Annotated in this window: 1 protein-coding gene; it reads left to right on the plus strand. The window is 68.9% G+C overall.

Features of this window, described 5'->3' with window-relative positions; genetic code table 11:
* The coding region (locus ACPCK6_RS29500) for a transglycosylase domain-containing protein (RefSeq protein ID WP_423482844.1) at positions 1-2574 on the plus strand (2574 nt) is incomplete at its 5' end.
* Positions 2575-2586 lie beyond the last annotated feature (12 nt).

The following is a 2586-nucleotide window of genomic DNA, read 5'->3' on the forward strand; positions in this document are numbered from 1 at the left end:
GGCCGCGCCTCGGTGCCCGTCTCGCCGGCTCCCGGCGCCTCCGGGCGCGCCGGCCGGGCGTCGGTGCCGGTGTCCCCGGCCGCTCCGGCCGGGCGGGCCTCGGTGGGCGCGGCGAGCGTGGGCGCGGCGAGCGTGGGCGGGCGTGCGAGCGTGGGCGGACGCGCGAGCGTCGGCGCGGCAGCAGTCGGTGGCCGCGCCCGGGTACCAGGCGCCGCCGGCCCTGGCGGCCCCGGCGGTCCGCTCGGTCCCGGCCGGCGTGGCCGCGGTGAGGACCCGGCGCGCGCCAAGAAGCGCCGCCGGATCAACATCCTGATCGCCGGCTTCGCCGTGTTCATCATGCTCGCCGGCATCGGCGTGGTGAGCTTCACCTGGTACTCCACCAAGGTGGTGCTCCCGGAGGACACCATTCCGCCGCTGTCCACCACCATCTACGACTCGACGGGCACCGCGATCGCCCGGATCGGCGACCAGAACCGGCAGCTCGTCACCATCGACCAGATCCCGGAGCACGTCCAGCACGCGGTCGCCGCGGCGGAGGACCGGAACTTCTACAAGCACTCCGGTGTGGACTACAAGGGCATCGCCCGCGCCGCGTGGAACAACCTCACCGGCGGCGACAAGCAGGGCGCCTCGACCATCACCCAGCAGTACGCGCGCAACGCGTTCGAGAACCTGAACCAGGACACGTACGGCCGCAAGGTGAAGGAGGCGATCCTCGCCTCCAAGCTGAACGACAAGTACGACAAGCGCGTGATCATGCAGCACTACCTGAACGTCATCTACTTCGGCCGGGGCGCGTACGGCATCCAGGCGGCGGCACGGACCTACTTCGGCAAGGACGTCAAGAGCCTGACCGTAGCCGAGGCCGCGGTGCTCGCCGCACTGATCAAGCAGCCGGAGCCGAGCGCCACGCACCAGGGCTACGACCCGGCGATCAATCCGCAGGCCGCTCTGGACCGGTGGAACTACGTGATCAACGGCATGATCACGGAGAAGTGGCTCGATGCACCCAACATGCCGGTGCACCCCACCGAGTACCCGAAGAACATCGCGAAGCCGTCGAAGAACAGCGGCGGCGGCTTCGGCATCGACACCCCGTACGGCAACATCGTCAACTACGTCTCGCAGGAACTGCGCGAGATGAAGCTCTGCACCGACAAGGAGGCCGAGGCGACCGAGAAGAAGCCTCTGTGCTCCAAGGCGCTGAGCCGGGGCGGTTACAAGATCACCACGACGATCAACCGGAAGATGCAGGAGGCGGCGCTCGCCGCGGCCCAGCGGGCCAAGAAGGGCTCCGAGCTCGCCGGCCAGCCGTCGAACCTGATGGCTGCCGTGGTGGCCATCGACCCGAAGACCGGCCGGGTGCTCGCCTACTACGGCGGCGACAACGGCACCGGCACCGACTACGCCGGGAAGAACATCGACAACGGCGTGGTGAGCGGCGGGCACTCGCCGGGTTCGAGCTTCAAGATCTACACGCTCGCCGCGGCGCTGAAGGAAGGCATCTCGCTCAAGTCCCGGTGGAAGGGCTCGGCGTTCACGCCGAAGGGCACCAAGTTCAAGGTCAGCAACGCCGGCGCGGACCGGGTCACCTGCGGTGACTCCTGCACGCTCGAACAGTCGACGCTGAAGTCGCTGAACGTGCCGTTCTACTACATCACCGAACAGATCGGGCCGGACAAGGTGCTCGACATGGCCAAGCAGGCCGGCGTCACCACCATGTGGCAGACCGACACCAACCCCGCCAAGGCGCACGACCTGACCAAGGCCGACCCGAAGGATCTGGCGCCGTCGCCGTTCTTCCACGTCCTCGGCTACGGCCAGTACCCGATCACGGTGCTCGACCACGCCAACGGTGTCGCCACCTTCGCCAACCAGGGCATGTACCACAAGGCGCACTTCGTCCGGAAGGTGGAGAAGCAGAACCCGGACACCGGTAAGTGGGACCTGGTCGGCGCGGAGAAACTCAAGGGGGATCAGCGGATCGACAAGGACATCGTCGCCGACGTCACCTCCGTGCTGAAGCAGTACCCGGGCCAGATCAACAAGAAGCTCGAGGACGGCCGTCAGGTCGCCGAGAAGACCGGCACCTGGGAACTCAACGACAAGACGACCGCCAACGGTGACGCCTGGATGATCGGCTACACGCCGCAGCTCGCCACCGCCGTCTGGGTCGGAAACGTCAAGGACCGCAAGGCGATCAAGTACAAGGACGGCCGGGACATCAGTGGCGCCCGGATGCCGGGTGACATCTTCCAGCGCTTCATGAACGACGCGCTCAAGGGCAAGGACAAGGAAGAGTTCCCGCCCGCGGCGAACATCGGCAAGGACGACGCCGGCAACGGCGAGGCGCCCCCGCCGGCGAACGAGCCCGGCCAGCCCGGCGGCCCGAACTGCGACCCGCTCGGCCTGTTCTGCCCCGGCGGCACGCCCGGCGGCGGCACCCCGGGTGGGGGCGACCAGGGCGGCAACAACCCCGGCGGAGGCGGGCTCCCCGGCGGCGGCGGACGTCCCGGTGGCGGCGGTGGCGGCGGCGGGCTGCTACCGAGCACACCACCGACACGACAGAACTGACGCGTACCACCC

Source organism: Micromonospora sp. AB353 (assembly GCF_049538395.1).
Lineage (GTDB): Bacteria > Actinomycetota > Actinomycetes > Mycobacteriales > Micromonosporaceae > Micromonospora > Micromonospora aurantiaca.